22 protein-coding genes are annotated in these 23,994 nt (G+C 58.6%); 11 read left to right on the plus strand and 11 right to left on the minus strand.

The window, feature by feature from the left end:
* Positions 1–63 precede the first annotated feature (63 nt).
* From lolA1 to LGH74_RS19620, 3 genes are all read right to left on the minus strand, one after another.
* Entirely contained in the window at positions 64–708 is a 645-nt protein-coding gene (lolA1, locus tag LGH74_RS19610) for an outer membrane lipoprotein periplasmic chaperone LolA1 (RefSeq protein ID WP_226178411.1), read from the minus strand.
* Positions 709–818: 110 nt separating this feature from the next.
* Positions 819–3,812, minus strand: coding sequence for a DNA translocase FtsK 4TM domain-containing protein (locus tag LGH74_RS19615; protein WP_226178413.1), 2,994 nt, complete (start codon positions 3,810–3,812; stop codon positions 819–821).
* Between the two features lie 81 nt (positions 3,813–3,893).
* On the minus strand, positions 3,894–5,603 hold the full coding sequence (locus LGH74_RS19620) for a DUF6044 family protein (protein WP_226178416.1): 1,710 nt from the start codon (positions 5,601–5,603) through the stop codon (positions 3,894–3,896).
* A 125-nt stretch (positions 5,604–5,728) separates the two neighbouring features.
* Between LGH74_RS19620 and LGH74_RS19625 the strand changes: the two genes are divergently transcribed.
* Positions 5,729–6,181, plus strand: a complete 453-nt coding sequence (locus LGH74_RS19625) for a hypothetical protein (RefSeq protein WP_226178419.1) — start codon at positions 5,729–5,731, stop codon at positions 6,179–6,181.
* Positions 6,182–6,480: 299 nt separating this feature from the next.
* Here LGH74_RS19625 and LGH74_RS19630 read toward each other — a convergent pair whose 3' ends face one another.
* The 3 genes from LGH74_RS19630 to LGH74_RS19640 all read right to left on the minus strand — a co-directional run bounded on the left by LGH74_RS19630 (position 6,481) and on the right by LGH74_RS19640 (position 8,714).
* Positions 6,481–6,924 carry a hypothetical protein gene (locus LGH74_RS19630; RefSeq protein WP_226178422.1) on the minus strand — a complete coding sequence of 148 codons (444 nt, stop codon included), beginning with the start codon at positions 6,922–6,924 and terminating at the stop codon, positions 6,481–6,483.
* Positions 6,925–7,196: 272 nt separating this feature from the next.
* A complete protein-coding gene (gene xerD / locus LGH74_RS19635) occupies positions 7,197–8,099 on the minus strand; it encodes a site-specific tyrosine recombinase XerD (protein ID WP_226178425.1) in 903 nt (300 codons plus the stop codon).
* 39 nt (positions 8,100–8,138) lie between these two features.
* A complete protein-coding gene (locus LGH74_RS19640) occupies positions 8,139–8,714 on the minus strand; it encodes a Riean_0653 family protein (protein ID WP_226178428.1) in 576 nt (191 codons plus the stop codon).
* Between the two features lie 90 nt (positions 8,715–8,804).
* On the opposite strand from LGH74_RS19640, the gene aroQ reads away from it, so the two are divergent.
* From aroQ to LGH74_RS19680, 8 genes are all read left to right on the plus strand, one after another.
* Complete coding sequence (gene aroQ, locus LGH74_RS19645; protein WP_226178447.1) at positions 8,805–9,251, plus strand: type II 3-dehydroquinate dehydratase; 447 nt, start codon at positions 8,805–8,807, stop codon at positions 9,249–9,251.
* Positions 9,252–9,669: 418 nt separating this feature from the next.
* Positions 9,670–10,734 (plus strand): aminotransferase class V-fold PLP-dependent enzyme, encoded by a 1,065-nt coding sequence (locus tag LGH74_RS19650; protein WP_226178450.1) that lies wholly within the window; start codon positions 9,670–9,672, stop codon positions 10,732–10,734.
* A gap of 112 nt (positions 10,735–10,846) precedes the next feature.
* Positions 10,847–11,407 carry a MarC family protein gene (locus LGH74_RS19655; RefSeq protein ID WP_100335794.1) on the plus strand — a complete coding sequence of 187 codons (561 nt, stop codon included), beginning with the start codon at positions 10,847–10,849 and terminating at the stop codon, positions 11,405–11,407.
* 129 nt (positions 11,408–11,536) lie between these two features.
* On the plus strand, positions 11,537–12,001 hold the full coding sequence (rnhA, locus tag LGH74_RS19660) for a ribonuclease HI (RefSeq protein WP_226178453.1): 465 nt from the start codon (positions 11,537–11,539) through the stop codon (positions 11,999–12,001).
* Positions 12,002–12,233: 232 nt separating this feature from the next.
* On the plus strand, positions 12,234–13,388 hold the full coding sequence (locus LGH74_RS19665; RefSeq protein ID WP_226178456.1) for an acyltransferase family protein: 1,155 nt from the start codon (positions 12,234–12,236) through the stop codon (positions 13,386–13,388).
* Positions 13,389–13,472: 84 nt separating this feature from the next.
* Positions 13,473–14,582 (plus strand): acyltransferase family protein, encoded by a 1,110-nt coding sequence (locus LGH74_RS19670; RefSeq protein ID WP_226178459.1) that lies wholly within the window; start codon positions 13,473–13,475, stop codon positions 14,580–14,582.
* A 42-nt stretch (positions 14,583–14,624) separates the two neighbouring features.
* Positions 14,625–15,353 carry a hypothetical protein gene (locus LGH74_RS19675; RefSeq protein WP_226178464.1) on the plus strand — a complete coding sequence of 243 codons (729 nt, stop codon included), beginning with the start codon at positions 14,625–14,627 and terminating at the stop codon, positions 15,351–15,353.
* Positions 15,354–15,385: 32 nt separating this feature from the next.
* Positions 15,386–16,108: a tRNA1(Val) (adenine(37)-N6)-methyltransferase gene (locus LGH74_RS19680; RefSeq protein ID WP_226178467.1), complete on the plus strand. Its 723-nt coding sequence runs from the start codon at positions 15,386–15,388 to the stop codon at positions 16,106–16,108.
* Positions 16,109–16,230: 122 nt separating this feature from the next.
* Here the strand turns inward: LGH74_RS19680 and LGH74_RS19685 are convergent, their stop codons facing one another.
* Positions 16,231–17,595: a saccharopine dehydrogenase C-terminal domain-containing protein gene (locus LGH74_RS19685; protein WP_226178470.1), complete on the minus strand. Its 1,365-nt coding sequence runs from the start codon at positions 17,593–17,595 to the stop codon at positions 16,231–16,233.
* Positions 17,596–17,852: 257 nt separating this feature from the next.
* On the opposite strand from LGH74_RS19685, the gene LGH74_RS19690 reads away from it, so the two are divergent.
* Positions 17,853–18,347: a cytidine deaminase gene (locus tag LGH74_RS19690; RefSeq protein WP_226178473.1), complete on the plus strand. Its 495-nt coding sequence runs from the start codon at positions 17,853–17,855 to the stop codon at positions 18,345–18,347.
* Between the two features lie 200 nt (positions 18,348–18,547).
* Positions 18,548–19,204: an alpha/beta hydrolase gene (locus LGH74_RS19695; protein ID WP_226178476.1), complete on the plus strand. Its 657-nt coding sequence runs from the start codon at positions 18,548–18,550 to the stop codon at positions 19,202–19,204.
* A gap of 55 nt (positions 19,205–19,259) precedes the next feature.
* Here the strand turns inward: LGH74_RS19695 and LGH74_RS19700 are convergent, their stop codons facing one another.
* The 4 genes from LGH74_RS19700 to LGH74_RS19715 form a co-directional block, all read right to left on the minus strand.
* A complete protein-coding gene (locus tag LGH74_RS19700) occupies positions 19,260–20,009 on the minus strand; it encodes an SDR family NAD(P)-dependent oxidoreductase (RefSeq protein ID WP_226178479.1) in 750 nt (249 codons plus the stop codon).
* Positions 20,010–20,018: 9 nt separating this feature from the next.
* Positions 20,019–20,765: a type IX secretion/gliding motility protein PorT/SprT gene (gene porT / locus LGH74_RS19705; protein ID WP_226178481.1), complete on the minus strand. Its 747-nt coding sequence runs from the start codon at positions 20,763–20,765 to the stop codon at positions 20,019–20,021.
* 5 nt (positions 20,766–20,770) lie between these two features.
* Positions 20,771–21,496 (minus strand): bifunctional demethylmenaquinone methyltransferase/2-methoxy-6-polyprenyl-1,4-benzoquinol methylase UbiE, encoded by a 726-nt coding sequence (gene ubiE / locus LGH74_RS19710; RefSeq protein ID WP_226178484.1) that lies wholly within the window; start codon positions 21,494–21,496, stop codon positions 20,771–20,773.
* Between the two features lie 128 nt (positions 21,497–21,624).
* A complete protein-coding gene (locus LGH74_RS19715; protein WP_226178487.1) occupies positions 21,625–23,871 on the minus strand; it encodes an OmpA family protein in 2,247 nt (748 codons plus the stop codon).
* Between the last annotated feature and the right edge of the window lie 123 nt (positions 23,872–23,994).

Here is a 23,994-nt window from a genome sequence, read left to right on the forward strand (position 1 = left end):
AACCGGCCCGCCCCTGCGCGAGGCAGAAGCGGGCCGGACATTTCGGCAGTCGGACTGACGAGCTTAGCGCAGGTCAATCACCTTCACGCCTTTATACTTGGTTTTATCGAAGTTGAAGGTCGTGGCATCCAGCGGCGGGTTAGGCTGGAACTTGCGGATGGTATAGGTGTAGCGGTTGCCGTTCTTCTTGAACATCTTCCAGCTTTTCACCGACTTATCGGCCTTACTCACCGTCAGACGCACTTTGAAAACCGGGTTGTCCTTGTTTTCCGGCGACAGCTCGATGATGTCGCAAGCCTCGCCGGCTTCTTTGGTCTCCTGCACGTAGGCGTACTTATAGCCCTTTTTGTAGAGCGTGAAGATCTGGGTCGGCGACACGTCCTGCTCCTCGGGGTCGAAATCGGAGATGTTCACCTCGTTTTCGGCCTTCATGTAGGTCCACATGGTCTGGCCGTTGTTGATGACTTCCTGACCGTTGAGCTTGAGACGGAATTTCTGGCCGCTCACGGTAATATCACCGCTCAGATTCTCCTTTACCTTGGCCGCGTCATTCTCCAGAGTCTGGGTGAAATTGGCCTTGAAACCCTTCAGCGCCTGATATTTGGCGCTCATCTGGTCGAGAATCTTGCCAGCTTTGGGGTCCTGCTGAGCTGAGGCCGCGTGGGTCAGCGTAACCGAGAAGGCGAGCAGGGCGAATACTTTTTTCATTACGAGAGGATGGTGTCTTGAGAGAAGGTAGAGGCGGCTGGAGGAACGAGGTTTAAGCCCAGTACGGATTTAATACTAACCGCGGCTAACCCGCTTTTGTCGCACTACCGCTAACTTTTAGGCAGGTTATTCAACAACTGTTCCAAACTGTACTCATCCGGAATTAATACCTCCCGGGCCTTGCTGCCCTCGAAGGGTCCCACGATACCGGCGTGCTCGAGCTGGTCGATGAGGCGGCCGGCGCGGTTGTAGCCCAGCTTGAGGCGACGCTGCAGCAGCGAAGTACTGCCCTGCTGGTGGGTGACGATAACGCGGGCGGCTTCCTCAAACATACTGTCGCGGGAGGCGGCGTCGAATTCTTCGTCGCCGCCGTTGCCGCCGCCGCTTTCCCCGGCCACTTCGGGCAGCAGGTAAGCGTCGGGGTAGCCCTGCTGCTCGCCAATATAGTCGCAGAGCCGGTCGACTTCGGGCGTGTCGATAAAGGCACACTGCACCCGGATGATGTCGGAGCCCTGCGAGATGAGCATGTCGCCCTGGCCCACGAGCTGGTCGGCCCCGCCGGCGTCAAGAATGGTGCGGGAGTCGATTTTGGAAGTCACCTTAAAGGAAATCCGGCAGGGGAAGTTGGCCTTGATGATACCCGTAATAACGTTCACCGACGGGCGCTGGGTGGCTACAATGAGGTGAATACCGATGGCGCGGGCCAGCTGGGCCAGGCGGGCAATGGGCGTTTCGACCTCTTTACCGGCCGTCATCATCAGGTCGGCCAACTCGTCGATTACCAGCACGATGAAGGGCATGAAGCGGTGGCCCTTCTTCGGGTTGAGACGTCGCTCAATGAACTTGCGGTTGTACTCCTTCAGGTTGCGGCAGCCGGCATCCTTGAGCAAGTCGTAGCGCTTGTCCATTTCCATGCACAGCGAGTTGAGCGTGTTCACCACTTTCTTGGTGTCGGTGATAATGGCTTCCTCGGTGTCGGGCAGCTTGGCCAGGAAGTGCCGCTCAATCTTGTTGAAGATGCTCAATTCCACCTTTTTGGGGTCGACGAGCACGAACTTGAGCTGGGCCGGGTGGCGCTTGTACAGCAGCGAGGCTAGTATCACGTTCAAACCCACCGACTTACCCTGGCCCGTGGCCCCGGCCATCAGCAAGTGGGGCATCTTGGCCAAGTCAACTACAAACACCTCATTGGTGATGGTGCGGCCGAAGGCAATGGGCAAGTCCATTTCGGTGTTGATGAACTTATCGGTGGCGAAAACCGACCGGATGCTCACCATTTCCTTCTTGGTATTCGGCACCTCGATACCGATGGTGCCCTTGCCCGGGATGGGCGCGATGATACGAATACCCAGCGCGGCCAGGCTCAGGGCAATATCATCTTCCAGGCTCTTGATCTTGGAAATCCGCACCCCGGCGTCGGGCACGATTTCGTAGAGCGTGACGGTGGGCCCGATGGTAGCCTTGATGCTGGCGATGTTGATGCCGTAGTGCCCCAGGGTTTCCACGATGCGGTCCTTGTTGGCTTCCAGTTCTTCTTTGCTCACCTGAGCTTTGGCTACTCCGTAGTCGTTGAGCAGCTCCAGCGTGGGGTATTGGTAGCGCGAGAGGTCCAGCGTGGGGTCGTAGTTGACGGCGGGCATGGTGTCCATATCCTCGTCGTCGTCGGCAATGGCGGCCATATCGGCACCGGCGGCGGGGTCTAGCTCGCCGGGCTTGCTCTCGATCTGCAGGGCCGGGCCGGCCGTTTCCCGGGGCGCGGGCAGGGGCAGCGTGGCGGGCAGCGGCGCGTCATCGTCGCCGGCCAGGTCGGCCATCGACAACGGCGTGGGAATACCGGACGGCGCGACAGTGAGCGGCTCGGGGTCGGTGGGCGTCTCGAAGGAGAAGCTCGGGCCTTTTGGAGCACTGGCAGCGGCACCCGCAGCGGCACCCGCAGCGGCACCCGCAGCGGCTACGGTAGCCGAAGCGGCGGCCAAGCTGGCAGCGGCGGCCGGCGCTACCGTGAGCGGTAGTGCGGCGGCGCCGGCGGCTAGGGTCGGGGCCGTTTCGGGAGCGGTGATACTGAAGGCCGGGCCGGGCGAGTGGATTGGGCCAGTGCTCATGACGGCTGGCTCAGGCTCATCCTCCTCGTCGTATTGCTCCGGTTCGGGTTCCGGCGCGGGGCGGCTGGCGGCCGTAGGCGTCGCTACGGGGCCCACCCGGATCAGCGTCATGGCCGGCTCGTCCGGTTCCTGCTTATCTTCCTCGAAAGGTGCCGGAGCGGTGGCGCGGCCGGTATTCTGGCCCGCTGTAGCGTAGGTAGCAGTGGTGGGCAGGTCGGCTTCCTCCGGTTCATCGGCCGCGCTGCCGCGCAGGTTCAGGCTAGTGACGTTGAAGAAGTATACCACGAAGGAAATTAGCAGGAAGGCCAGCAACAGCACGGTGCCCCAACCAATGAGGCTGTCGAGCCACAGCGCAGCTTCGTAACCAATGCCGCCGCTGAGGAAATCGAGGCTGTGGGCCAGGCCAGCATCGGCATCGGGGGCTTCGAGCGACAGGACCACGTAACCCAGCAGAATGCTCAGCCAGGCCATCGAAAACAAGCATAGCGCCAGCACGTAGCTCAGTGAAACCTCAGCCCGGCGGAACACGATTTTGTAACCCAGGAAAAACACGATGGGAATGACGGCAAAGGCCGCTACGCCGAAGCCCTTGTAAATCAGTGCCTGGGCCAGCATAGCCCCCACCAGCCCCAGCCAGTTGCCCGACTCCTGGCCGGCTTCCTTCACCGGCGTGCTGCCCAGCGTCTCAACCACGCTCTGATCGGCGTGCCCGGTGAAGAGGAACGAGACGAAGGCAATGGTGAGGTAGATGGAGCTGAGCAGGAAAAAGAAGCCCAGAAACAGCTGGAAGCGCCGGTCGCGCAGAAAAGCAAACGGGTTGCCGAGCTTAATGGACGGCAGCTTGACGGCCGGCCGGCCGGCGGGCTTGGCGGCTTTGGGGGTACTCGTCCGGGGCTCCCGGGCAGGCTCGGGAGCAGGGCGCGTCTGGTTGCGGGCGGGGCGGGGCTCATTGCCCCGGCCCGGAGGCGCGGGAGTGTTCTGCTTGTACGTATTTTTTGCCATTATTATGACGCACTAAAAGGCCAAATCTAGGGAATTCCGGCGGGTTGAAGGCCCCGCCGGGGCTCGGGCAGCCGGGCTTGGCTACGGCTGCACTTCGTAAAGATACAGGTGCCAGTACGCGTTCCTAACCGAAAAATCCTGCCGCAGCCGCAATCCGCTGCGGGCGGGCTGGGCTAACCGGGCGGCAGCCAGCACGTAACGCCCGCCGAGCCGGCGAAAAGCGGCGGCATCGAAGGCAAAATCCTGCACCGTGCGCGCTGGAAACGCCCCAACCCGGAAATTCTTGCCCAGCTCGGCCGAAAACAGGTAGCACCGGTTGCCCCAGGCATCGAAGTAGGCTTGCAGCTCGGGGCTCTTGGCCAGCTCGCCGGCAATAACGGGCCGAAAAGCCTTTTTGTAAGCCAGTGGGTAGTTGTTCTGGTAGCTGTCGAGGGTGTAGAAGCCGTTGAGCTGGGCCACGCCGGGCGGAAATCCCAGGCAGGCCACGCGGTAGGCGGCCGGCAGCTGGCCACTCGTCTGCTGAATGGATTGGCGTACCTGGGCAAACAGCGCCGGGGCCACGTAGGCCTGGTAGCTGGGCTCGGTGGGATTAGGCCGCCCGGCCAGCTCCCGCAGATTGTTCAGCCACTCGGTATTCATAGCTAAGCCAACTAATAACTGCATCATGACCAAAGCAATACCTATCTTCTTCTGACTTAGCCCTTGCAGGCTCAGAGCCAGCACGACAAACCAGAGCAGCGGCATCAGGAAGTTAAACCGGCTCATGTTGAAGGTGCGCAGCACGGGCAGGGCATTCTGCACTTGCTCAATCAACTGGGGGTAGAAGCCGCAGAACCCCGCCACCGCCGCCAGCACGGCCAGCAGCAGCAGCAGCTCCCGCCGGTAGGCTCGGTGAGGGCTGCGCCCGGTGGTCAGGGCCAGCCCGGCGGCCAGCAGAATGGCCCCGTGGAAAAAGCGGCTGGCGTGGTACTGGCCCACGAGGAAATACTGTACCGATGACTTCAACCCGGCCCCAAACGTCTGCGGGCCAAGCCGACCCAGGTCAAACTCCAGGCGGTGGGGCACAAACTGCTTGGCCACGAACAACGAGTAAAACAGCGGGTACTCAACCACCAGGTACACCATCGTGAGCAACACTAGCCCGCCCACCATCGGCCACGACCAGCGCCGGCCCCGGGCTACATCCCAGAGCAGCAGTCCGCCAATGGCGGCCACCACAAACGGGCCCACGAACACAAACATCGACCAAAAGGGGAAGGCAGCAATCAGCAGCCAGTTGGTGGGATGGGCGGGGCCACGGCGCAGGTTCAGGAAGGCGTAGAGCAGCCAGGGCTGGCCCAGCACCGTGAGGCCGTAGATGGTGTAGCCCGGCAGCACGGCCCAGGCCAGGCTGAGGACGGCCGCCAGCCACCGTTTATCGGGGGCGGGCAGCAGGTGACGGCGCAGCAGCAGGTACATGCCCAGCAGCGCCAGCAGCCGCACCAGGGCCTGTTGCACCAGGTAGGCCGGCAGCGGCTCCAACAGCCCAAACAGCAGCATCGTGGCGCTCAGGCCGGGCCGCAGCGCATTGCGGGCCAGTCCGTTCATGATGGGCGGCACTACCGTTGTGGGCCGGTAGTCCAGCGCCACGTGGTGGCGCGTGAGCAGGTAGGGAATGGTCAGCTCCACGTCGAGGTTGTCGTCGATGGTGACGTAGCTGCGCTCCTGCAGCAGGGCAAAGGGCAGCAGAAACAGCAGCAGCGCCAGCAGGGCCCAGCCCAACGGCCTCGAAAACAGGGAATGTGTACGCATGAGCTTACAAGACAAGCCGCAAAAATAGTGACTCCCTCCTCCCCCATTGGCCCAAACATTTTCCTGCCGCCTGCGTGCTACTAAAAGATATTGCCCCAAGTGTCTTACCCTATACCTGTTGGAATATGACTACGCCGCATTTTGCCCTTTCCAGCCGCAGCCTGGACGTATACTGCGCTGCCCGGTACGAACCCGTGCACGAGTGGTTCCGGGTTACCTGGCGCGGCTTCGTGGTGAATGAGGACGGCGTACGGGGCGCTACGGCCTACCTGCAGCTGCTGGGCGCGCTGCCCTGCGCCATGCTGCTCAACGACAACAGCGGCGTGACGGGTCCCTGGTTCGACTCGCTCGACTGGTTGGAGCGTATCTGGGCCCCGCAGGCCATAGCGCTGGGTCTGCGCTACGTGGCCCATGTGTTGCCGGCCCACGATTTCCCATCAGTTTTGCCCCCGGCCGATGCCTTTGCCGGGCAGTTTGAGTTGCAGATTTTCACTACCGTAGCCGAGGCCGAGCAGTGGCTGAGCAGCTGCCGCGCCGCCTTGCACTCCACCTTATCTTCCGGCTTTCAACCCCAGTGAGGTAGGTTTCAGCAAGTGTAAAATCCGGCTACGCACAGCTCAGCCATACACCTGCGCCTGCTGGGAGAAGTCATCGAAGTAAACAAGTGGAAAGCCGAAAAGAATGCTCAAAAGCGAGTTTGCCTATTGTAGATGTTATGTATCCTAAAGTATAAATTCGGACCCTTACTAAGGGTACTCATTTTTGCTAAAAAAGCCCCTCAACGCGAGCTGAGGGGCTAGATTGGTAAAGCAAACAATGGTCTGCAGCGTATTGCAGAGAAAATTTTCATCTGCAATACTGCTGCGTATTTTCGTCTCTATTCATCAAAAATAGGAGTATCGAGACAACCAGGTGTATTAGGTGGACATGGGCAAGTAGTGCACGGTGGGGTAGGCAATGGGAAAAAGGCCATGCCTCCTGCTGATGTTCCTCCCGTAGTGCCGGTATCGGGTAGTTCGCCATGGTAAGGAGACCAGCCGCCGTCGGCGATAAAGTCCGTGTGGAACTCTGGGTCACAGGTTACCATCAGGCTACTGCCATTTGTATACCAATGGCAGGTTCCGGAGACAACCTTCGTTTTGTTCTGCTTCTTTTGGGCTTGTGCTGTGCTGGGCTTGTTTTCTTCGCTCACAGCAGAAGAGGCACGCAATTGATTGGGAAAGCTGGTTACCATTAGTAGGGCTAGCGGAAGCATCCCAAAGGATAGGCGCTTGAAATTGCCCGCAACATAGGAACGAATCGTTGTTGAGTATTTTTTCATGGTATCGGTATAGGTGGAAAAATTGCAAAAAAGTGACTGAATATAGAGAGTATTCAGCAAGAAAAAAGCCTTCTGAATTTAGAACGTTAATTCTTTGTGAAAGAGAGCTGGGGATATGAGCTAATGGCAAGCCGGCCAGTAACAAGCAGTATTTTCGTAGCGAAAAAACAAAGCTCCGAAACTGTGAAGTTGGGCGCCAACTTGTTCGATTATGCGACGAAAAGTTGGTGGTAAGCCGCGCTTCAGTAACTGTGGACCGGCCCGGCCGGACCCTAGCTACGGGGGTGAAACTCGGTGATAATCTGGCGCAGGTAGTCCCGGTCGAGGTGGGTGTAGATTTCGGTGGTCGTGATGCTTTCGTGGCCCAGCATTTCCTGCACGGCCCGCAGGTCGGCGCCGCCCTCAATGAGGTGGGTGGCAAAGCTGTGGCGGAACGTATGGGGGCTCACCACCTTCGGCACCCCGGCCTTGTCGACGAGGTCTTTGATGATGTTGAAAATCATGACCCGGGAGAGCTTAGCCCCGCGCCGGTTCAGAAACACGAAGTCCTCGTGGCCGGGCTGAATGTCGAGGTGGCACCGCACGCCGCTGATATAGAAGCCGATGTGCTTCAGCGCATCGCGCCCGATGGGCACCAGCCGCTCCTTGTTGCCCTTGCCGGTCACGCGCACGAAGCCCTGGTCGGCGTAGAGGTTGGAAAGGCGCAAATCCGTCAGCTCCGACACACGCAGGCCCGAGGAATAGAGCGTTTCCAGGATGGCGCGGTTGCGGGTGCCTTCGTTGGTGCTCATGTCCACGGCCTCCAGCACCTGGGTTATTTCCTCATAGCTGAGCGTATCAGGCAATTTGCGGCCGGTTTTGGGGGCTTCCAGCGTGTCGGTGGGGTCCAGGGTCAGCAAATCCTCCATTATCATAAAGCTGTAGAAGGCCTTGATGCCCGACAGGGTGCGGGCCTGCGAGGTGGCGCTCATGCCCAGCTCACCAAGCCAGGCCAGGAAGTCGCGCAGAATGCGGGTAGTGACCTGGGCGGGGCTGGCGGGCAGCTTGCTTATTTCCAGGTACTGACGCAGCTTGCCGACGTCGCGCACGTAGGCTTCCACCGAGTTGGCGGCCAAAGACTTTTCGAGCTGGAGGTAGCCCTCAAACTGCTTGATGCTAACGGACCAGTTGGACATTCTATAAAGGAGCTTGCAAAGAAAAATGCCGGGCCGGCGCTAGAAGGCTTTCACATCGAACCGGCCTTCGGTGAGCCGGACTTTCTGCCCGGCGGGAGCGGCCGCCTCAAAATCAAAGGTACCCGATACGATGGTATAGCGCACTTCGCCGCCGGTGGGCGTCTTTTCGGTGCGCGGCTCCACCTTCGTAATGGTGAGCGTGGCCGGACCCGCCGCCGAGGTCATGAAATCCTGCTGCGCTTCGAGGCGGCCAGTGAAACCGCTGGCTACGGCATACGTGCCGGGCTTGAGCGCCACCCCCGCCGGGTTATACACGGTAAGGTGAATGTACTGCGAAGTACCAGTAGACGGTTCCTGCTCGGCACGCAGCGTAAACGTACCACCGGCGGTAGACGAATAGCTGGCTTCCAGCTTACTATCGAGCGTGTGCTGCACGAAAGGCAGCCACAGGCTGCCATCAACCAGGCAGCCGAAGGTGCCCTGCCCTTCCTGGGTAGCCTCGGGCAGCTTGGGTTTCACAATGTCCTCCACTTTTTTGCAGCCGCTGCCAGCCAGTAAGCCCAGGGCAAGGAATAACATAACCGGCGCAGCGTCCTTAATAGATAGTTTTTTCATAAGCTCACAAGGTAGAACATTAAACCTGACTGCGGCCGGCTCCCGCCGGATGGGTTTACCTTTACCGCTCAAGCTCCCCAAACCTCCTCCATGCAGATCCTGATCATCAACGGCCCCAACCTCAACCTGCTCGGCCGCCGCGAGCCGGGCATCTACGGCACTCGCTCCTTCGAGGAGTATTTGCCCGAGCTGCGCGCTGCCTTCCCCGACTTCACCCTCGAATACTTCCAGAGCAACCACGAAGGCGAGCTGATCGACAAGCTGCACGAGGTGGGCTTCACCTACCACGGCATTGTGCTCAACGCCGGCGCCTACACCCACACCAGTCTGGCCCTGGCCGATGCGCTGGCCGCCATCAACTCGCCGGTGGTGGAAGTACACCTCTCCAACGTGGCCGCCCGCGAGGAAATCCGCCACAAGAGCCTCATCGGCAAAAACTGCATCGGCAGCATCAGCGGCTTTAAGCTAGACAGTTACCGGCTGGCCCTGCACTACTTCGAAGGCCTGCGCCCCAAGCGCGTGGGGTTCAAAGTCTGATGTGGGTTAATGTGCGAATGTGAGAAATGTGCTGAGGTGCTAATGCCCACTTTGTCATTGCAAGGCGCAAGCCGAAGCAACCCGTCCTCTGCGCAGGTAGTCACGTCCTTTCACCAAAAAGCCCTTTGTTCCCACCGGAGTAAAGGGCTTTTGCCTGTACCGCGAAGTTCTACTTTGCGACGCGTTGAACAACAATCGTTGAAGCGGTGCGGACGCCTCGCGAAGCTCCACTTCGCGATACATAGCTCAGGCATCAGTGCTTGTCGCGAAAGGAAGTACTGCACATTTCAGCGGATGGATTGTTTCGTCGTGCCTCCTGGCAAGGGCACATTCCTCATTAGCACATTACCCACATTTCCCACATTAGCATATTAACCTTCCCTACCTTTGCAGCTCCTTCCTCTAGCCTTTTCCACCTATGTATACATTCAACCCCGGCCCGTCGCAGGTGTATCCCGAGCTGCGCGGCTATCTGCAGGATGCCTTTGATGAGGGCTGGCTCTCGGCCCCGCACCGCGGCGAGCGGTTCACGGGCCTGATGCGCCAGACCGTAGCCGACCTGAAAACCAAGCTCAACATTCCCCAGGACTATACCGTGTATTTCCTGAGTTCGGCCACCGAGTGCTGGGAAGTGCTGGCCCAGGACCTGACGCCCACCAAGAGCTTCCACCTCTACAGCGGCGCATTCGGCGAAAAGTGGTTTGAGTACGCCAAAGCCCTGCGCCCGGCCAGCACCGGCCAGCAGTTCGGTATCAACGAGCTGCCGGAGGTGTACACCCTGCCCCTGCCCGCCGACGATACCGACCTGGTCTGCATCACCCAGAACGAAACCAGCAACGCTACCCAATTGCGCGACGGTTTCATTCTGAACCTCTATAACCGCCTCGGCAACGCCCTGCTGGCCGTGGATGCCACCTCTTCGCTAGGCGGCATTCAGCTCAAGTACATCAAGGCTGACATCTGGTTTGGCTCGGTGCAGAAGTGCTTCGGCATGCCGGCTGGCCTGGGCATCATGGTCTTGTCGCCACGAGCGGTGGCCCGCTTCCGCCAGATCAACGAGCGGCGGCGCTACAACAGCCTGGTAAACCAGTACGAGAAGATGCTCAACTTCCAGACCACCCACACGCCCAACGTGCTCGGCATCTACCTGCTGAGCCGGGTGCTGCAGGATCGGGAGCCGATCAAAGCCGTGCACCAGCACCTGCTCGACCGCGCCACCAAGCTCTACGACTACTTCGACCAGGCCACTCAGCTCACGCCGCTGGTCACGAACCCCGAAACCCGCTCCACCACCGTCATCGGCCTGCAGGGCCCACCCGCCCTCATCGACGAGGTGAAGCGCCGCGCCCTCAGCCAGGGCCTGCAGCTGGGCAACGGCTACGGCAGCTGGAAGTCCAACTCGCTGCGCATCGCCAACTTCCCCGCCATTCCCGACGCGGCCTACGAGCAGCTCGTGCAGTTCTTCGCCCGCGAATTCGCCTAAAGGGTGAAGTTGTGAAAGGTGAAATTGTGAATCGTGCAGTAGATGCAAACTGAGCGGAATCAACAATTCACAACTTCACCTTTCACAACTTCACCATTTCACAACTTCACCTATGTTCAGCCTCAAGGAAATCTTCTCGGTTACGCTCACGCTCTTTGCGGTAATTGATATTCTGGGCTCCATCCCAATTATCATTCAGATCCGGCAGCGCGAGGGGAAGATTCACTCCGAAAAGGCCACGCTGGTGGCCGGCGTGCTGATGGTGGTGTTCCTGTTTCTGGGCCAGAGCATTTTGTCGCTGTTCGGGGTCGACTACCAGTCGTTTGCTTTGGCCGGCGCCATCATCATTTTCCTGATCGGCATGGAGATGATTCTGGGCATCGAGCTGTTCAAAAACGACCCTACCACCCGCACCGGCTCTATCGTGCCGCTGGCGTTTCCCATCATCGTGGGCGCCGGCACCATGACGACCCTGCTTTCCCTGCGGGCGGCTTACTCGCTGCCCAATGTGCTGGTAGGTATCGGCCTGAACCTGGTGTTCGTCTTCATCGTGCTCAAAAGCTCGGCCTGGATTGAGCGCAAGCTCGGCAAGGCCGGCGAAGACATCCTGCGCCGCGTGTTCGGCGTGATTCTGCTGGCCATTGCCATCAAACTGTTTAAGAGTAATTTTTGAGTTCAATCAAACCGTCATATCGAACGAAGTGAGACATCTCGCGTGCTGACGCATAATTAGTGTTGCAACGTCAGTAGGCGAGATTCCTCGGCTTCACTCGGAATGTCGTTCAGTTAAAAACGTTTTTCCTTGATTCAACTTTTCACCGACGGCTCTTCGCGCGGCAACCCGGGTCCGGGTGGCTACGGCGCTATTCTGCGCTACGGTCCCCACGAGAAGGAGCTTACCCAGGGCTTCCGCCTCACGACCAACAACCGCATGGAATTGCTGGCCGTCATCGTGGGCCTGGAGGCCGTGACGCGCCCCGATATTCCGATTACCGTGACGACCGACTCGAAGTACGTGGTAGACGCGGTAGAGAAAAAGTGGGTATTCGGCTGGGCCGCCAAGCCCGACTTCGGCAAAAAAGCCAACGAGGACCTGTGGCGGCGCTTTCTAAAGATTTATAAGCAGCGCAAGGTGCAGTTTCGGTGGGTGCGCGGCCACAACGGCCACGCCGAAAACGAGCGGTGCGACCAGCTGGCCGTGCACAGCGCCACGCGCGGCCCCTTGCTCATTGATGCCGGCTACGAGATGCAGGAAGCCAAGCCCTGAGATAAGCTGCCGCCATAAGTACCAGCTAGTTGCGGCATCCAGACCAGCCACTACGCCCCGGCCGGCCGGGTAGCCGGCAGCGTTGCTTTTCGTAACTTGCCGGCTACCGAAGGTGCTTTACCCCTGCCTGTTGGCTTTTTTTTGATCTGTTGTAACCGTACGCTTTACCGGGCTTTTTCCAGATTCTGGCACCTGCTCACCAAATTTCTTCTTAGTCAGCCAACTTTACCTTATGAAGCAGTATTACAAGTCATTAACCGGCATCAGAGCTATTGCTGCCTTTATGATTTTTTTCCATCATTACAATCCAGGTGAATCGATATTTGATAGCAACACCTTATATGACATATTCAATGAGCTGCACGTAGGTGTCACGGTATTTTTCACGCTGAGCGGCTTTCTTATTGCAAACAGATACCTAGGCAAAACCGAATTTACAGTCCCTTACTTTCTGCGTTATTTCACCAATCGTTTTGCCCGAATATATCCGCTATACTTCCTGCTGACAAGCATAATATTCGGCAAGTATTATTTATCGGACCCGAGTTCGAAAGTAGTGACTGAGTATTTAATGAACATCACCTTTCTGAAAGGGTTTTCCTGGTTCTATTTTGGAACAGGCATTCAACAGGCCTGGTCGCTGACGGTAGAAGAATGCTTCTACCTATTTGCCTTCTTCTTTTTTCTGGCCCTGCAAGGCAGCAAAATCCGCAAAATCCTTGTCTGGCTGTCGGCTATCATTCTGCTCCCTGCCACCGGCTATCTGCTCATAGAGCTGTTTGCCCACCTTGGAATGCCCTTTTTTGAGGACGACAAGCTGGTGCTGTCGTATTCTTTCTTCGGCCGCTTTATCGAGTTCTTCGTCGGGATAGGTCTTGCGCTTCTGATCAGACGCGCCAATTTTACGTTCCGATATTTTACCCACGTCGGCACTTTGCTGTTTGCGTTAGGCATCTATTTCTTAATTCGAATAGAATATATCTACGGGGTTGAATTTGGTATTAAACATCCGCTCGGCGTAGCCATCAACAATATTTACCTACCCTTTACCATCGCCACTGTTTTTCTGGGCCTGCTCCAGGAAAAGACCGTGCTTTCCAGAGTGTTGTCGACCAACCTGTTTTCGGTGCTGGGCAAAAGCTCCTATGCGTTTTACCTGATTCACATGGGCTTTTATCATGCCCTGATTCTACCCTACTTCGACGAGTCGTCTACTCTGGGTTATTTCGGCTCGTTTGCAACGCTGGTGGCTATGTCTATTGCGCTCTTCTACTGTTTCGAAGAGCCCATGAACAAGGGCATTCGGGCGTTATTTGCCCGCATCAGCAAATCGCCAGCGCCCCCCGCTAGCACTGTTGCCGAATTGCATCCAACTCCTGCTGCCTAAAGTCTTTCCCCTACGTCGGATCAAGCCGGCGCTTAGGTAGTCGTTAGAAACGCAATTCATCAGCATCGAAATAGTCATTTCTCCGTGGTAAAACCGGCTTCCTACTTCCCCGCCCTCACCGGCCTGCGGGCAGTAGCCGCCTATTGCGTGTTCCTGTTTCATTTTCCACCGGTGGAGGCCGCCGGTTCGGAATTACAGCAGGTGCTGCACGCGCTGTGCCGCGAAGGGCATATCGGGGTTTCCCTGTTCTTCACCCTCAGCGGCTTCCTGATTTGCCAGCGCTATTATCAGCAGCCCTTAGGCGGGCCGCAGCTGGTGAGCTACGCTTTGCGGCGCTGGGCGCGTATCTGGCCGGTATTCTTGCTGGCTACCACAGCTACCTTTCTGCTGAATAAGCTCTATCTGACCGATAACGCGCTGTGGCTGTACGTGGCTAACATCACGCTGCTCAAGGGCTTCACCGATTCGTTGGCCTTCACCGGCATCGTCCAAACTTGGTCACTCACGGTGGAGGAATGCTTTTACCTGCTGGCCCCGCCGCTATTCTGGCTGGCCCGCCGCTTTTCGCCCGTGGCCTGGCTGGCCGTAGCCGCCGGGCTGCTGGCGCTGGGCTGGGGCATATATGGTAACGCTGAAACCGACTTTCAATCCGCGCACTTCATGCTCGTGGCCACTATTTTCGGGCGCAGCAGCGAGTTTCTGCTGGGGGCGGCTTTTGCGTTGGCAGCGCGCTCTTGGCTGCCGCGCCGCGCTACCTGGCTCGGTGGCCTGCTGCTGGGGCTGGTCGTGGGTACTCTCACACTTATTCAACTCCACACCGGCAAGGTCAGCATCGATACGCTGCCGGGCGTAGCCGTGAACAACTTGCTGCTGCCCCTCGCTACCGGCTTGCTGCTCTGGGGCCTTACCGCCGAAAAAACCTGGCTTCAGCGCGGGCTGAGCACGCCGCTGCTGCAGGTGCTGGGCAAATCATCTTACTGCTTCTACCTCATCCACATGGGTGTGTGGCACGACCAACTTACGGCCTGGCTGCCGGCCGGCTTGCCCGCCTTGTTGCAGTTCGGGCTGGTTTTCCTGCTAACCGTCGCGGCCTCAATTGGCCTCTACTATCTGGTTGAGAAGCCGCTGCACAAACTGCTGACCCGCCAGATTGACCAGGCCGGACCTACTCGGCCGGCCCTCACTTTCCCCTGATCCGGCTGGCTGTTGCCGGCCCGCTTCGCGTAGAATACCCGTATGACAAAGCCTGCCCTTTCTTCCGCCTTTGTGCTGACCTTGTTGGGCCTGACGACGGCCTGCCAGCAGCAGTTGGAACGCTCGACGCCGGCCTCGGCCCAGAGCATTCCGGTGCGGCCCGCCGTGCAGTGCAGCTGCCCCGCCGAGGTGCCTATGGCCAGCACCGCGCCCGACAGCCTGTTTGTATTCTCGACCGGCCAGGCGCTGTCGGTATGCGGCTACAAGGAGAAGCGTAAGCAGCAGGAATTCTTCTCGGAGTTTGCCGTTTCGACCTGCCAGCCCCGCAAGATTCTGAAATATTGGGATATCCGGGAGCGGTGTCGCCTGGTTTTCCGCCACGATACGCTCACCGTCGAATCGTTGAAAAACCTACCGGCCGGCAAAAACTTCACCTACGAATTCGTGCGCTTCCGCCTCGACCAGTTTTACCTGGGCAAAGGTCAGATTCAGCACCGCTCCTTCCTCGATAAGAGCCTGCCGCCCTACACAGCCGCCGAAATAGCTCGGGTAAAGCAGGAATTTGAAACGACGACCACGCTCAAGGAGGAAAAGCGCATCGAGCTGGCCAACCGTCTGCTGCTCAGCGCCCTCAGCGGCGACCAGCAGGCGGCCGTTTACTTCCGCCAGTTTCCGGCCAAATTCCCGCTGCAGGGCGCTTACGAGGCCGAATACGCCGATTTGCAGCGCATGCTGCGCGACTGGGACCGGCAGGCCTCGGCGCGGCGCTAAGCTGATTTGTTTCTGTAGTATCCGCCTCTGCTTTGGCTAACTCTTACTTCCGCTTCAAGCACTTTACCATCGAGCAGGACCAGTGCGCCATGAAAGTGTGTACCGATGCCTGCGTGCTGGGCGCCCTAGCCGAGCTGACGGCTGCTCCCCGAATCCTGGATATTGGCACCGGCACCGGCCTGCTGGCTCTCATGGCCGCCCAGCGCAACGCTACGGCCCACATTGAAGCCGTAGAGCTGGAGCCGCAGGCCGCCGCCCAGGCTGCTGCCAACGTGGCCCGCAGCCCTTGGTCCGGGCGGGTGCGGGTGCAGGCACTAAGTCTGGCGCAGTACGCCGCCACCCGGCCCGCGCCATTCGACCATATTCTCTGCAACCCGCCCTTTTTCCGCCATTCCCTCCCCTCGCCCGACGCGGCCCGCACCACGGCCCGCCACACTACCCCCGATACGCTTTCTTTCCCGGATCTAGCCCGCTTTGCCGCCGATTTTCTCATGCCCGCCGGCCAGCTCACGGTGCTGCTGCCACCGCCGGAAATGCAGCATTTCGAGCGGGCAGCTGCCGTAGCCGGCCTCTACCCTACCGAGCGGGTCATCATGTGCCACCGGCCCGGCAGCAAGCCCCTGCGCCACATTACCCGCTTTGGCCGCATTTCCGTGCCTACTGAACAGCGAGTCTTGCCTCTGCACGAGGCGAGCAGTGAAGCCTACACAGCCGAGTTTCGGCAGTTGCTCCAGAATTTCTACCTGGCGCTGTAACTAATTTTAAAGCACATCATGCAGGGGCAAAGCTGAAGCATCGCGCCCAGCACTATTATCAGGAGCGCACCCAATAGCAGCCGCAACCTCATGGAGTGAGCCATTCTCGCGTAGCCCCTAGATTAAAGCGCTACAACGGCCGCCAGGCTGGTTTCGTGTTCCGCAAACCGGATTCCGTAGTCGGCTGCCAGCTCGTCCAAAATAGGCTCGTAGAGGTTAGCCTCAGTGGGAATCACGACGCCGCGCTGCGCTACCAGCCCGGCCGCCAGCCGCCGCACGGCCATTGCCACGGGCAGGCCCACGGTTTTGGCCATGGCCGTGTGCGTGGCATCGTCGCCGAGCACCACCAATGACGATTCCCAACGGTGGGGCACGCCGGCCAACTCGTAGTCCAGTGTGTGCTGCATCACAATCATATCGTGGTCGTCGGCTCCGAGCTGCCATTTTTCCGTGAGCAGGCGCTCCAGCAGCTGGGCCGGCGTGGCATCAGCCAGCTCCACGGGCCGCGCCGTGAAGATATCCAGCCACGCCAGGCGTTGCATTTCCATGCCTTCGGGCTCCAAGCCCAGGTACTCGGCCGTGCGGGCGGCCAAGGAAGCGTCGCCAGTAGCAGCGGGCAAAAACGACTCGACCAGCGCGGCCCAGGTCATGTCGGCCGGGTTGCTCAGGCGCACCGAGTCGTCGGTGAGGCCCAGGCGCACGAAGGCCTGCCAGGCGGCGCAGTAACCGGCCCGACGCAGCGTACCGCGCAGCATCGTCGGAATGGTTTCCAGGCCGTAGGGGGCGCGGTAGCTCAGTGAGTCGCGGTTGGCATAACCGTCGAAGTCGCCGTAGCCGGCCACCGAAATAGGCGTGGTGCGGGCAAACAACTGCTGGTAGGGAATAAAGCGCAGGTGGCCGTTTTCGAGGTATTTGGCGGTGCTCTGGCCGGCCAATACCACGTTGCGCGGGTTCCAGGTGAATTTATACTTCCACGGATTGTCGCCTTCCGAATCGGGGGCCAGCAGCCCGCCGCAGTATGAGCGGAAGGCTGTAAGCACCCCGCCCCGGTTCCGGATATCGGCCAGGGCCCGCATGGCCGACATATGGTCGAGGCCGGGGTCGAGGCCGCACTCCATCAGAATCAGGATATCGGATTCAGTAGCTGCCGCATCCAGTCCCCGGATTTCCTCCGACACGTAGCTGGCCGTTACCAGATGGCGCTTATGCTGCACGCAGGCCTGGGCCACCGGCAGGTGAAACAGCGCGGGCAACATCGAAATAACGATATCGGCCTGCTGCACCAGCTCGACCAGCTGGGTTTCCTGCTGAATATCAAACGCCACAGCCCGGGCATACTCGGTGTGGGCGGCCAGCACGGGCGCCAGGTGGGCCGGATTTACGTCGGCCACCGTTAGCTGCCAGCCTTCGGTAGCGGCGTGGCGCAGCAGGTAGTGAATCAGGGAAGATGCCGAGCGGCCGGCACCTAAAAGCAGAATCCGGGACATGAGTCGGGGCACAATTTTCATTTACCGACGGGCCATTCAAGACCTTCGGTAAACGGGGTGGGAACTGGAAAGGGAGAATTTCCGCCAATAATCGGCAAAAAAAGCTGTTTTCACTTTCCCCCAACATGCTGCGGCCGGCCTGGCGCCAACTGATAATTGCGAAATGCTAACCGATCCATGTAATTGTAGTACATTCACCGCCCCTTACCGCAACGGGGCCGCCATTCGGTACCCGCACTTAGTTTTCTTACTCCCCGATGGCCCACCCGCTCCATCTGACCATCACCGTTGAGGTGCTGGCCTCCGAAGCCGAACTTTCTCCCGCCGAAGCAACTACCTGGCAACAGGCCCGCGCCGCCACCGACCAAGCCTACGCGCCCTACTCCCACTTCCACGTGGGCACGGCCTTGCTGCTCGACAACGGCACAATTCACAAAGGCACCAATCAGGAAAACGCCGCCTACCCCTCGGGCCTGTGCGCCGAGCGGACGGCCCTGTTTGGCCTGGCCTCGTCGCAGCCCGAGCGGCGCATTCTGTGCATGGCCGTAGCTGCCCGCCCCGCCTCCGGCGACTTCGTGGCCGTTACGTCCTGCGGGGCCTGCCGCCAGGTCATGACCGAGTACGAAAACCGCCAGGGCAGCCCGATTCCGCTGCTGCTGCCCGGCCCCAGCAACACCATCTACCGGTTCCGCTCCCTGGCCGACCTGCTCCCCTTTCAGTTTTCCGCCAGCGACCTGCCGACGGTGAAATAGTGAATTTGTGAGGTGGTGAATTTGTCAGTCGTCGTTTCGGTGGCGCGCTGTTGCGCGGCTTTTGTTATGACTCAGCTTCTTGCCTTTACTATTGCTGTTGCTACTTGCTGAATTCAAAAGATGAAGTCATTGCTCGGCCTGCGTAATCTTGCGCAGTTTGGACAAAAACTCACTATTTCACCATTTCACAATTTCGCCTCATGGAGCGGCACATAGCGGTTACTCGGTCGGCGCGCTATTATCAGGCGGGTGAGCTGAGCAAGGCTACCCGGCAGGTGTGGTTTGTGTGCCACGGCTACGGGCAGCTGGCGGCCTACTTCATCCGCCACTTCCACCACCTCGCCCACGCCGACCCCGCCACGGTTATTATTGCGCCCGAAGGCCTGTCGCGCTTCTACCTGAACGGTACCGGGGGCCGCGTTGGGGCTACTTGGATGACGCGCGAAGACCGCCTGGCCGAAATTGCCGATTACGTGGCTTACTTCAATCAGCTGACCGGCACGGTGCTGGCCGAGTGCCCACCCGACGTGCAGGTAACGGTGCTGGGCTTTTCGCAGGGCGCGGCCACCGTCAGCCGCTGGCTGGCCCAGGCTAGCTTCCGGCCGGCGCGCTTGGTGCTGTGGGCCGGGGCCTTTCCGCCCGACGTGGACTTTACCGTAGCGACCCACCTGCTGCACCAGTTCCCTGTCACGCTGGTGTGCGGCGACCAGGACGAGTTTATCAGCCCCGAGGACCTGACCAAACAGCAGGATTTCCTGCGCAAGCTGGGCGTCGAGCCCACGGTAATTCACTTCCAGGGCAAGCACGAATTAAACGGCCCGATCTTACAACGTCTGCATCAGGCCTTGCAATCATAAAAAAAGCCTTCCCAGCTAGTGGAAAGGCTCTTTTATTGTCTTCAATCAATTCAGGCTAATCCCGCCGGATCAGGGTGGCGGCGCCCTGGGCTCCAGCAAAGACGGTGATTTCCGCAATATGCACGTTGGCCGGACGGGTTACCATAAACTGGATAACTTCGGCAATATCCTCCGGCTTGAGCGGGTCGTAGCCCTGGTACACTTTAGCCGCCCGCTCGGTGTCGCCTTTGAAGCGAACCTCCGAAAACTCGGTCTCCACCGCGCCCGGATTCACCTCGGCCACCCGGATATTAAGCGGCAGCAAGTCGATGCGCATAGCTTTGCTCAGGGCCGCCACGGCTGCTTTCGACGCGCAGTACACATTGCCGTTGGCGTACACCTCGTGGCCGGCAATGGAGCCAATATTGATGATATGGCCCCGCTGCCGCTCCCGCATGCCCGGCAATACCGCCTGGCTCACATTCAGCAGTCCTTTCACATTGCTATCCAGCATTGTGTCCCAGTCGTTGGGGTCACCGTCCTGAATCGGGGCCAGGCCGTGGGCCCCACCCGCGTTGTTGATCAGCACGTCAATCTGCCGGAAGTCGGCGGGCAGGCTGGCTACGGCGGCATCCACGGCGGCCCGGTCGCGCACGTCGAAGGTGAGCAGGTAAGTAGGCACGGGCGCCAGCTGCTGGGCCAGCTCTTCCAGCCGCTCGCGGCGGCGGCCGGTCAGAATTAGCTGGAAGCCTACCTGGGCCAGGGCCACGGCCGTGGCCCGGCCAATACCGGAAGAGGCACCGGTAACGAAGGCAGTACGAGTCATACGGTCAGGCTATTCGAAGTTCAGGTAAAGCGTCACGGTGTTGCTTTTCATGCTTTGCAGGCTGCGGCTGTACACATCCTTGCCGGGCTGCAGCAGGTTGGTCAGGCCGTTGGAAAAGCGCAGCTCCGGAGCGAATTTGAACAACGGATAAAACAGGTCCAGCCCGACGCCATATTCAATGGCAATGTCGTTGCTGGAGGCCTGCAGCTGGTTGCGCACCGGGTCTTTGCGCCGGTTGCCCACGTTCACACTCGACCGGATGCCGCCCACCACGTACACCCGCGCATTGCGCCGCCGCTCCGAGTGAAACTTGAGCAGCAGCGGCAAATCAATCTGGGTGCCGCCTACCTCCTGGGTTTGCACCGAATCGGCCGGCGAATACCCGAAAGGCTTGTACTCCACGCGCCGAGTCATAAAACTCACGCCCGGGGTAAACCGCAAACTGAAATAGTCAGCCAGCTTTATATCCCCGATAAAGCCTACCGACAAACCCGGACTCACCAGTGCGTTGGCCGAAACCCCCGTGCCATTCTGAATAGCCAGAATATAGGCCGAGGACTGCTCGATTTTGTAGCGGGAAAAATTGGGCGCAATATAGAAGCCTGGATGAAACCACTTATCGTCGTAGCCCGGCAGGTTATTCACGGTAATGGACTTCACCCGCCCGCCGCCCCCGCGGCTGGCACTGGACTGGCTGTTTTTCTGGGCCGTGGCGCTGTGCGGCGCCAGGCCGGCCAGCAGCGCTACGGCTGCCAAGGGCGCTATTTTTGGGCCGTATAAATGGAGCTTATGCCAAAAGTGAGGGGTTGCCATGTAGGATTTTTAAAACCAACCTGCGTAAGAATAGTCAGAAAGCTCTGCCCATCCGGAAATGCCTGCACCGACTCGGGTAAGTAGGTGTAGGCCGCACGGTCCTTGGAAATCAATTTGCCGAACACCGGCAGAATGTGCCGGAAGTAAAAGTTGTAGGCCTGCTTCATCGGAAACACCGTGGGCTTGGAAAACTCCAGAATCACGACTTTTCCGCCCGGCCGCAGCACCCGCTGCATTTCGGCCAGGCCTTTCTGCAGGTTTTCGAAGTTGCGCACTCCAAACGAGGCCGTTACAGCATCAAAATGATTATCGGGAAACGGCAGGTTTTCCGAGTCGCCCAATTCCAGCTGAATCCGGTTGGCCAGGCCTTTGGCGGTGAGCTTGCGCCGCCCTACTTCCAGCATACCTTCCGAAATATCGACACCCGTCACCTTCGTTTCCGGCGATAGGCGCAAGCTCTCAATGGCGAAGTCGGCGGTGCCGGTGGCAATATCCAGAATGCGGGCTGGCCGCAACGTTTTGAGCTCGTTCACGGCCTTGCGCCGCCAGTAGATATCGGTGCCGGCGCTGAGGAAGTGGTTCAGGAAGTCGTATTTACCAGCAATGCTGTTAAACATCTGGGCCACCTGCGACTTTTTGCCGGCAGCATCATCTTTGTAGGGAACAACGGACATACTTCTGTAACGAAGAACGAAGACTTAAGGGCAGAATTGCCCAAACATAACGCCAGGCGTTAGATTATGTTGAAAAAAAACGGGCCGGGCGAAATGCCCGGCCCGTTTTACGTGGTGCGAAAAGAAGCTTAGTCGTTGTCCGTCTTCACTTTGGTCTTCTCACCATTGGCATCTTTTGTCTTGGCGTCAATCGTACCTTCTTTGGTTTTGGTCTTCGATTCTTCGCCATTAGCGCCCTTGGCTTTCACCTTCACTTTGTCGCTGTCCTCGTCCACTTTGGTTTTCACCTTGGTGCCGTCGGCCATCTTCACCTTGCTTTTGCCGGGCTGCAACGGAGCGGTAGTGCGGGTGCTGCCCGAGGTAGAAGTACCAGTGCTGGTGCTCGTACCGCTGCCGGTCGACGAAGCGCCGGTGCCGGCGGGGTTCATCGTAGGCATGGTTTCACCTTCCTTCAGAATCACGCGGAACTCTACGCGGCGGTTAAGCTGCATGTTCTCGGGCGAGTCGTTGGTAGCTGCTGGCTTCCGCTCGCCGTAGCTTACAGTCGTCAGGCGGGTCTCAGCAATGCCGTTCTTCTTCAGGTAGTTGTAAGCAGCATCAGCACGGTTCTGGCCCAGCACGATGTTATACTCATCCGTGTTGCGCGAGTCACAGTGGCCTTCAATCGAGATGTTGATGCCGGGGTTAGCCTTCAGAATGCCGCTGATGTTGTTCAGCTCCTTAATAGACTCGGGACGCAGCTTGTACTTGTCGGTATCGAAGTAGATCTTCTTGAACTGAGCAAGGTTGGCATTGGTCGTATCAACATACGGCACGTAGAAATTCTTCTCGATGACGGTCGAATCGTTGGTCGAAATCGGCACCGCGAATTCCTGCGTCTCGATGTTCTTGCCATCCTTGGACACAGCTACCTGATAGGTACGGCCCGAAAGCACATTTACCTGATAGTCGCCGGTTTCTGGCTTGGTTACGTCGCGGTAGCTCAAAGCCGTTTTATCGGCCTGGGTACCCGAGAATACCAACTCTACACCGGGAATAACGGTGCTGTCGCGCAGCGAATACACCTTACCACGGATGATGGCATTTTTGATGTAGTTGATGGTGTAAATGTCTTTCTCACCGTAGCCACCAATGCGGTAGCTGGAGAGGTAGGCATAGCTGCCATCGGGGCTCAAACGGTAATAGGTATCATCGTCGGGCGTGTTTACGGGGTAGCCCATGTTTTCGGGGCGCCCCCAGGTGCGACCCACCGAATCGAACTCCGACTTGAAGATGTCGTAGCCACCCATCGTGTTATGACCGCGTGAGCTGAAATACAGCGTCTTGCCGTCTTTGCTCAGGTAGGGGCTGTCGTCGTCGAAAGGCGTGTTAATCACGTTGCCCAACGACTTAGGCGTGCCCCAGTCGCCACCGGCCTGCCGGGTAGCGTAGTAGATATCCAGCGTGTTCTGATCCGAATACTTGCTGGTCGAGAAGTAAATGGTCAATCCATCGGGCGTGATATAGGCATCCGACTCGAAGGCTTTCGAGTTGATGTTGTTATTCAGCTTCTTAGGCTCGGTCCAGTCGGTGCCACCTTTCTCGGAGTAGAAGATGTCACCGTTTTCATCCTGCCGGTACATCAGCATCTTGGTGTCGTTGTCGAACACCTGAATCGAGGCATCGTGACCTTTACCGTTGAGGGCACCACTCAGCGAGCGGGGCTTTTCCCAGTTTTCGTCATCGATGCGCTTGGCTTCGAAGATGTCTTCATAGTACTCGCCGTCGGCAGCAATGCTCTTGTTCTTAGGGTTAGCCACCGAACCGGTAGCACCGGTTACGTTCTCGCCGCGCGAGGTGAAGAGCAGCAGCTTGTCATCATTGGAAATCACGGGGCTGTGCTCCGAGAAAGCCGTGTTGATGGTCGGGCCAAGGTTTTTCACGAAGATATCCTTGGGGCTGTTGAACTGGATTTTCGCGTTTTTGCTGTGCTGAATCAATTGAGCCAGAGCAACTTTACGCGTATCGTTCTTCTTCAGGGTCGTGTTGTAGGCCTGGAAGTGCTGAATTGCTTCGTCGAAGTTGTAGTTCAGGTGGTCTACGCGGCCGAGCCAGTATTCCACATCTTTCGACACCTTGGGCTTAAGCCGCTGGGCCTTGTAGATATAGTCGCTGGCCTTTTCCTTGTCAAAGGACATGTACGAAATACCAGCCCGGAAAAGGGCTAGGGCATTGTTCGGCTCCTTGGCCAACACCTGCTCGTAGAAAGGGATGGATGCCCGGTAGTTCTCTTGGTCAAAGAACTTGTTTGCAGTCTTTAGCGTCTTGCGAGTGCTCTGGGCCAGCGCAGGCTGGGCCACGGCTGCGGCAAGAGCGAAGGTGCAAGAGGCTTTCAATAACCTTCTGACTAAGTTGTCCATTGTAGGAGGGGTTTGAGAATAAGGAGTTGCAGGGAGGTTTTGCAGAAATAAGGAACCACCAATGTGGCCGCAAATTTTTCAAGAGTTGCCTCTTATACT

It is taken from the genome of Hymenobacter lucidus, from assembly GCF_020447265.1.
In the GTDB taxonomy this organism is placed as follows: Bacteria; Bacteroidota; Bacteroidia; order Cytophagales; family Hymenobacteraceae; genus Hymenobacter; species Hymenobacter lucidus.

Coding starts and splice junctions, on each gene's coding strand:
- lolA1 (WP_226178411.1), bottom strand. CDS start 708: ATGAAAAAAGTATTCGCCCTGCTCGCCTTCTCGGTTACGCTGACCCAC.
- LGH74_RS19615 (WP_226178413.1), bottom strand. CDS start 3,812: ATGGCAAAAAATACGTACAAGCAGAACACTCCCGCGCCTCCGGGCCGG.
- LGH74_RS19620 (WP_226178416.1), bottom strand. CDS start 5,603: ATGCGTACACATTCCCTGTTTTCGAGGCCGTTGGGCTGGGCCCTGCTG.
- LGH74_RS19625 (WP_226178419.1), top strand. CDS start 5,729: ATGACTACGCCGCATTTTGCCCTTTCCAGCCGCAGCCTGGACGTATAC.
- LGH74_RS19630 (WP_226178422.1), bottom strand. CDS start 6,924: ATGAAAAAATACTCAACAACGATTCGTTCCTATGTTGCGGGCAATTTC.
- xerD (WP_226178425.1), bottom strand. CDS start 8,099: ATGTCCAACTGGTCCGTTAGCATCAAGCAGTTTGAGGGCTACCTCCAG.
- LGH74_RS19640 (WP_226178428.1), bottom strand. CDS start 8,714: ATGAAAAAACTATCTATTAAGGACGCTGCGCCGGTTATGTTATTCCTT.
- aroQ (WP_226178447.1), top strand. CDS start 8,805: ATGCAGATCCTGATCATCAACGGCCCCAACCTCAACCTGCTCGGCCGC.
- LGH74_RS19650 (WP_226178450.1), top strand. CDS start 9,670: ATGTATACATTCAACCCCGGCCCGTCGCAGGTGTATCCCGAGCTGCGC.
- LGH74_RS19655 (WP_100335794.1), top strand. CDS start 10,847: ATGTTCAGCCTCAAGGAAATCTTCTCGGTTACGCTCACGCTCTTTGCG.
- LGH74_RS19665 (WP_226178456.1), top strand. CDS start 12,234: ATGAAGCAGTATTACAAGTCATTAACCGGCATCAGAGCTATTGCTGCC.
- LGH74_RS19675 (WP_226178464.1), top strand. CDS start 14,625: ATGACAAAGCCTGCCCTTTCTTCCGCCTTTGTGCTGACCTTGTTGGGC.
- LGH74_RS19685 (WP_226178470.1), bottom strand. CDS start 17,595: ATGTCCCGGATTCTGCTTTTAGGTGCCGGCCGCTCGGCATCTTCCCTG.
- LGH74_RS19690 (WP_226178473.1), top strand. CDS start 17,853: ATGGCCCACCCGCTCCATCTGACCATCACCGTTGAGGTGCTGGCCTCC.
- LGH74_RS19695 (WP_226178476.1), top strand. CDS start 18,548: ATGGAGCGGCACATAGCGGTTACTCGGTCGGCGCGCTATTATCAGGCG.
- LGH74_RS19700 (WP_226178479.1), bottom strand. CDS start 20,009: ATGACTCGTACTGCCTTCGTTACCGGTGCCTCTTCCGGTATTGGCCGG.
- ubiE (WP_226178484.1), bottom strand. CDS start 21,496: ATGTCCGTTGTTCCCTACAAAGATGATGCTGCCGGCAAAAAGTCGCAG.